Origin of the sequence: Streptomyces sp. H27-H5 (assembly GCF_026627505.1) — a bacterium.
GTDB lineage: Bacteria > Actinomycetota > Actinomycetes > Streptomycetales > Streptomycetaceae > Streptomyces.
Genome location: NZ_JAPNLK010000198.1, coordinates 1 through 5,810 on the forward strand (window position 1 = coordinate 1; position 5,810 = coordinate 5,810).

The following is a 5,810-nucleotide window of genomic DNA, read 5'->3' on the forward strand; positions in this document are numbered from 1 at the left end:
AGATGATCTCCGGCGGAAACCGGAAACCCCGGTACGACGGCGTGTCCACGCGAAGCCCCTCCCGGCGATCCGACCAGACGGATGATCATGCCACCGGAAGAGGCCTCCACCCAACCTGACAACGCCCACCGCTTCCATCGAGCAGGCGAACGGGTCGGGGACATCGCTGGTGCCGTAGCGTTCCATCCGGGCTCTTCTTCCTGATGTTCGTTTCGGTTCGCACCTACGAATGTAGGGAGAAGAGCCCCTTGAACACCGGGAGTTGACCTACCTCATCGAGTCGGCCGCCGCCCGGTGGGCCGAGATGGTGAACTGTCCCGGCGTCTGTTCGGCCAGCCAGCCCCGCTCGACCAGCCGTTTCAGCTTCGACCGCGTCGCCTCGATCTTCGAGGTCTGGGCGGGCAGCCCGATCCTGGGCACGATCCGCTTCGCCTGCACCGCCCCCGGCGCGTCGTCGACCACGTCCACGATGTCGCGGTAGACCGGCGGGAGATCCACGCTGGTCATCCCCTCCCGCCAGGCGGTCACGGTCTACACCCCCACCACCCGGCCCCCGCCCACCGGCTCGGTCTCCGCCGGCGGCCGGGCCACTTCGAGGGCCACTCCCTCGGCCGCGAGTTCCTCCAGCGTCTCCCGCGTCACCGTCAGCCGATCCAGCCGGCCCCGCTCGACCATCAGCCGAACGGTCAACGCGGCGATCTCCCGCTCGAGTTCCTCCACCCGCAACCGCACCGCCGCCTGGCGTTCCTCCACCTCACCGATCAACGAGCCCATCCAGCACCACCTCCTCTACCGCCACGGTAGAGAAGCCGCCACCCCACCTACACCCGGATCAGCGAAACTCCAGCTCAACTGTCCCTGGAAAGGATCCGCACCCTTTGAGGAATTTGACCCGGTTAACGTGCCCCTCGACCATGCCGCTGGAGTAGGGCAGGGTCCAGGGCTGATTCATAGTCCTGATGGTCTGGAGAACCTGCTGGTCACAGGGATGTGACGAACCTTCAGTACGGTGTTGGCGGATGCACCGAAGCTCCGATGATCAAGGTGACCTCGCAAGTCGCCTGATCATCGGAGCGTCGATGTGCCGTCAGTCTGACATCGTCTGTCTGTTCAAGTCGCCCTCGCGGGGACTGCGTGAGCTTCCAGGCGTGGCGGCGCGTCTGGCCTGCCTGCCGGATCCACGCGCCCGGCGGGGCCGGCTTCACAGCCTCGTCTCGGTGCTCTTGACCGCGGCGTGCGCGGTCCTGGCCGGGGCACGCTCCTACGCCGCGATCGGGCAATGGGCCCGCCACGCACCCCAGGACACCCTCGCCCGCCTGGGGTTTCATCCACGCAGCCCCCTCGGGGTCCGCCGTCCGGCCTCGGTCTCCACCGTGCGCCGGGTGCTGGTCGCCGTGTGCCCCGGCGGCCTTGCCGACCTGCTCGGGCACAACCCTGCCGGCACGGAATCGGTCGCGGTGGACGGCAAGAGTGCCCGGGGGTCACGCACCGATACCGCCGCGGCCGCCCACCTCCTGTCCGCCGTCACAGCCGCCGGCCGCACCGTCAGCCAACTCCGAATACCGGGCAAGACCAACGAGATCACCGGCTTCACCGCCCCGCTCGCACCGTTCGACCTGACCGGCACCGTGGTCACCGCCGACGCCCTCCACACCCAGCGCGAACACGCGAAATGGCTGGTGGAGGTGAAGAAGGCGCACTATCTGATGGTGGTCAAGGGCAACCAGCCGACCCTTCACGCGGCCATCAAGGCCCTGCCGTGGAAGGAGGTGACCGCCCGCCGCCCTCACCGTCACCGGACTCGGCCTGGACTTCCCCCACGTCGTCCAGGCGGTGAAGATCCTGCGGCACCGCACCGATCTGAAGACCGGCAAGGTCACCCGCCAAACTGTCCATGCCATCACCAGCATGACGTCGTCCCAGGCATCACCCCAGGTCATCGGCCGAATCGCCAGATCACAGTGGGGCATCGAGGCCGTCCACCACGTCCGGGACACCACGTTCGCCGAGGACGCCTCCAAGATCCGCACCGGACACGGACCGGCCAACATGGCCACCCTGCGCAACCTCGCGATCAACACCCTCCGCGACGCCGGCCACCACAACATCGCCGCCGGACTCCGCGAGACCTCCTACACACCCTTCACCCGCCCACTCGACCTCCTCGGACTGCCCCTGACCTGCGACGCAACATGATCAACACGACTATGAATCAGCCCTGTGTAGTGGGCGGCCTCGTGTTCGGCGGGGGCGATGTGGCCGAGTTCGCCGTGGAAGCGTCGCTGGTTGAGCCCGATGACGCCGTTCAGTGTTCACTACGGCTTCGACCGGCGATGGGCGATCCCGGCCCTGACCGGCGAGGCCGCCAACGCGTTGCTTCGAGACATCGCGCCTCTCGCCCAACGGATGCTCGACGACTGGGAAACCGATCTGGACGACAGGCAAGCCAACGTCATTGCCGTTCTGGGCGACGCGCCGCGGCGGAACGGGAGATTGCGGACCTTATCGGCGAGCGGTACCCCGAGGACCTGCCGGCAGCGCTGGAGGCCTATTCACGGGGTTTCGGTACGGACGACAGTGTCGTAGCCTCGAAGTAACAGAGCAGGTGAGAGGTGTTGCTCGTGGCAGTGCGTGGCAGTGCGGAGACCGTTGATGCTCGAGGATCGACCATGCTCGGAACGAGGGCGTGCGGGAGATCGCCCGTCGGATCGGCCGGGACCCGTCGGTGGTCAGCCGGGAGATACGCCGTAACATTTTGCAGCATGGCTCTCGGGCTTCGACGACGGACCGCCGTGCCGCATAACGGCGTCGACGTCCTGAGCCGCGGTTGCTCGACACCGACGTGGTCCTGCCGGAGCGTGTTCTGGCGGATCTGCGGCAAGGACGGACACCGAACCACAGATCGCGAGACGTTTGAAACTCGAGGCCGCAGACGCGAGGGCGCCCCTCATGGAAGGCTCGCTGTCGGCCGGCGGGGAAACGATCTCGCACGAGGCCGTCTACACCCGTCTACACCTGGATCTATGCACTGCCCAAGGAGCTTCTTCGGCTTGAACTTACGAGTTGGGGAGCAATGGGAGGTCGGTTCGGGTTGAGCCGTGACATGCGAAGGGCACGCACGGGTTGGGAAGGTTGTGAAGCAATCCTGGGCCCGTGCGGCCTGCGCCCATCCTGCCTTGTCCGGCGTCTCCCGCCAACATCTCGGCGAGTTGATCGAAGAGCTCGCGCCGAAGTGGGTGGCGGCACGTGAGTCGGTCTTGCGTGAGCGACGTGGTGGGGACCGGCGCAGAGCGGCCGGGGCGGGCCGCAAGCAGAAGCTGGTCTTCGTCGACCGGCTGTTGGTCACCCTGGTGTGCCTGCGGCTGGGTCTGCCGCACGCGGCGCTCGCCGAGCTGTACGGGGTGGACCGCGCCACCGTGTCCGGTGCGATCCGCGAGGTCAGGCCCCTGCTCGCGGCCCGTGGCTTCGCCGTCCCCGACCGCCCCGGCCTGCGGACCCGCACTCTGGAAGACCTCTTCGCCGACGCCGAAGGCGTCGAGCTCCGCGTGGACGGCACCGAGGTGCAGGTCCGACGGCCCCGCGCGGGACGTCCTGGACGCAAGGCGTTCGTCTCGGGCAAGAGGAAGCAGAACACCATCAAGCACCGCCTTCAGCGACGGACAGGGCCGTACCCTGTTCTCCGGCGTCGTACGCCCGGGCAGGATGCACGACCAGACCGCGGTCCGCACCGAGGGCATCGCCGAGCAGCTGCGTCTTCACCCGGCGGTGAAAGCCCAGGTAGACGACGGCTACCGCGGCCTGGCGAACGAGTTCCCCGACCAGATCACCGCTCCGCCGAGGAAACCGGGGGACGACGCGCCGCTCGGCGAGCACCACGCCTGGCGCGAGGCCAAACGCCGACAGTCCTCGAACCGGATCTGCATCGAGCACACCAACGCCGAGCACAAACAGTGGCGGCCCCTCCAGCGTTACACCGGACGACGCGAGACCTATGCCGAAACCCACCTCGCGATCACCGGCCTGGTCTCCGACCGCTCCACCCTCCGGGCCACCCGACACAAGACAAGCAAAGAACTGGTCCTCCTCGTCGGGCGGCCCGTCCGCTGATCACACACCAGCCAAACGGCCAGGCCAACACGCCCAGACCCCAATTTCACCCAAAGTCGTTATCCCACTCGGTCTGCGCCTCCCCGATTTGCATCGATACAGACGCTAGGCATGCCGGAATCGGTCCGCAAGTCACTGAGCTTCTTCGAGTTGGCCACCGATCGGGTGACAGGCCTTGGGATCTGCGCAGCTCATCAGGCATCCAAGCTGATCGACTGAGGCCTAACTCGAAGAGGCTCACTTGGCCTGGGACCAGGCAACGGAGATGAGCCGTCACACGGCACTCACGCTGGCCACCGGCCTGGACGTGTACTTCGCCGCCCCACACAGCCCCTGGCAGCGACCTACCAACGAGAACACGAACGGCATCATCCGCCGCTACCTCCCCAAGGACACCGAGATTACCGACCAGCCTTACCTCACATCCATCGCTGAGAAGATCAACAACCAGCCTCGGCTACCTCACCCCACAAGAAGCCTTCCAATGAAAGCCCGGACCGAGGGCGAGGACGTTGCTTCAACGAATTGACACCGCCCGATATTCAGGACGGTGGCTGTAATCTCAAGAGCGCCCCCACTCGCGACACACGGAGACGCAAAAGATGATATACATACCGGACATCGTCTACGTCCTACGAAGCGAAGATGTTAATGAAGAGCTGCGGTACAGCTTGAGGTCAGTGTGCCGGAATCTCCGACATGATCAGGTGTGGATGGTCGGGCACCGACCCTCCTGGGTGACAGATTCCGATTCCGTGAGGTACATCCCAGCGAAGAATTTTGATGATAAATGGGAGGAAGGGGCGGCCCGCATGAGGGCATCATGCGAATCAGCGGAACTTCCATCAAAGTTTCTATATTTCAACGACGACTTCTTCGTAATGCAACCCATCGAAGAAATCCCTATCCTGCACCTCGGTAGCCTGTGGCATCATATCGAGCGCTACCAAATGGCCAATAAATACGAAAAGAGCCTGTTGAGCACTTATGAATTTCTGCAAAACCGGAAGACCGCCATCAAAACCCCTCCCATTTCATATGAAACTCACCTTCCGCTTCCGATCGAGAAAAGTGGGATGCTTGATGTAATCAGAGATGCAGCCGCTTTGCGGCGGCCTCAATATAGGTCCCTGTATGGAAATCTTTGCGGAATTGGCGGAACTCCCGCCAGTGACGTAAAGATTTTTTCTAAAACGGCCTACGCACCCTACGGTCCATTCGCTTCAACGGACGATTCGTCGTTCAAGGAAGGAGTGATCGGGGAGCAGTTACGGGCGACTTTCTCCAAACCCTGCAGATACGAGAAATGATCCTCTGGATCCACAAAATCGGATTCGGTGAGTGTCGGGATTTCTCCTATTCACGGGGCATACCAGCGGACTGCGTGAGCGGGCAGGGCTGATTCATAGTCCTGGCCTCGATCCTTCAGTGATGAGGTGTAAGCATTCAGCCTCGATCCACCGCGTGAATCCTGATCTTGGTTTTCGGGTGTCTTTCGCGGGTGCGGGGCAGGCCGGTTTTCCGGATGGCCGTTCCGGTGGCGGGTTCTCCGAGGTTCCTTGTGGTCGCGAGCGGGCGGTGGACGCGCTGGTCAGGTGACCATGCGGTGATCGACTGCGGTCCACAGATCAATGAAGTCGGCTTCCCAGCACCAGCGTTGAGGGAGGTGCAGGGTGATCGTCCGTGCTCTGGTCGCGATCCGT

The 5,810-nt window shown here is 64.2% G+C and carries 8 protein-coding genes and 2 pseudogenes; 7 read left to right on the forward strand and 3 right to left on the reverse strand.

What is annotated here, in order from left to right; translation table 11 throughout:
- The 3 genes from OTB19_RS41245 to OTB19_RS41255 form a co-directional block, all read right to left on the reverse strand.
- The coding region (locus OTB19_RS41245) for a hypothetical protein (RefSeq protein ID WP_267804000.1) at positions 1 to 186 on the reverse strand (186 nt) is incomplete at its 3' end.
- An 81-nt stretch (positions 187 to 267) separates the two neighbouring features.
- A complete protein-coding gene (locus OTB19_RS41250) occupies positions 268 to 528 on the reverse strand; it encodes a hypothetical protein (RefSeq protein ID WP_267804001.1) in 261 nt (86 codons plus the stop codon).
- Positions 529 to 531: 3 nt separating this feature from the next.
- Positions 532 to 774, reverse strand: a complete 243-nt coding sequence (locus tag OTB19_RS41255) for a hypothetical protein (RefSeq protein ID WP_267804002.1) — start codon at positions 772 to 774, stop codon at positions 532 to 534.
- A gap of 305 nt (positions 775 to 1,079) precedes the next feature.
- Here OTB19_RS41255 and OTB19_RS41260 point away from each other — a divergent pair.
- The 7 genes and pseudogenes from OTB19_RS41260 to OTB19_RS41280 form a co-directional block, all read left to right on the forward strand.
- A pseudogene (locus OTB19_RS41260) lies at positions 1,080 to 1,700 on the forward strand (transposase family protein); the annotation flags it as partial.
- 208 nt (positions 1,701 to 1,908) lie between these two features.
- Positions 1,909 to 2,196 (forward strand): hypothetical protein, encoded by a 288-nt coding sequence (locus tag OTB19_RS41265; protein WP_267804005.1) that lies wholly within the window; start codon positions 1,909 to 1,911, stop codon positions 2,194 to 2,196.
- 466 nt (positions 2,197 to 2,662) lie between these two features.
- The gene (locus OTB19_RS43895; RefSeq protein WP_420717024.1) at positions 2,663 to 2,803 is read left to right on the forward strand and encodes a helix-turn-helix domain-containing protein; all 141 of its coding nucleotides are present in this window, start codon (positions 2,663 to 2,665) and stop codon (positions 2,801 to 2,803) included.
- Positions 2,804 to 3,350: 547 nt separating this feature from the next.
- A pseudogene (locus OTB19_RS43900) lies at positions 3,351 to 3,404 on the forward strand (hypothetical protein); the annotation flags it as partial.
- 55 nt (positions 3,405 to 3,459) lie between these two features.
- Positions 3,460 to 4,107, forward strand: coding sequence for a transposase family protein (locus OTB19_RS41270; RefSeq protein ID WP_420717023.1), 648 nt, complete (start codon positions 3,460 to 3,462; stop codon positions 4,105 to 4,107).
- 241 nt (positions 4,108 to 4,348) lie between these two features.
- A complete protein-coding gene (locus tag OTB19_RS41275) occupies positions 4,349 to 4,636 on the forward strand; it encodes an IS30 family transposase (protein ID WP_267804003.1) in 288 nt (95 codons plus the stop codon).
- A gap of 226 nt (positions 4,637 to 4,862) precedes the next feature.
- Positions 4,863 to 5,417, forward strand: coding sequence for a hypothetical protein (locus tag OTB19_RS41280; RefSeq protein ID WP_267804004.1), 555 nt, complete (start codon positions 4,863 to 4,865; stop codon positions 5,415 to 5,417).
- The last annotated feature ends 393 nt before the right edge of the window (positions 5,418 to 5,810 follow it).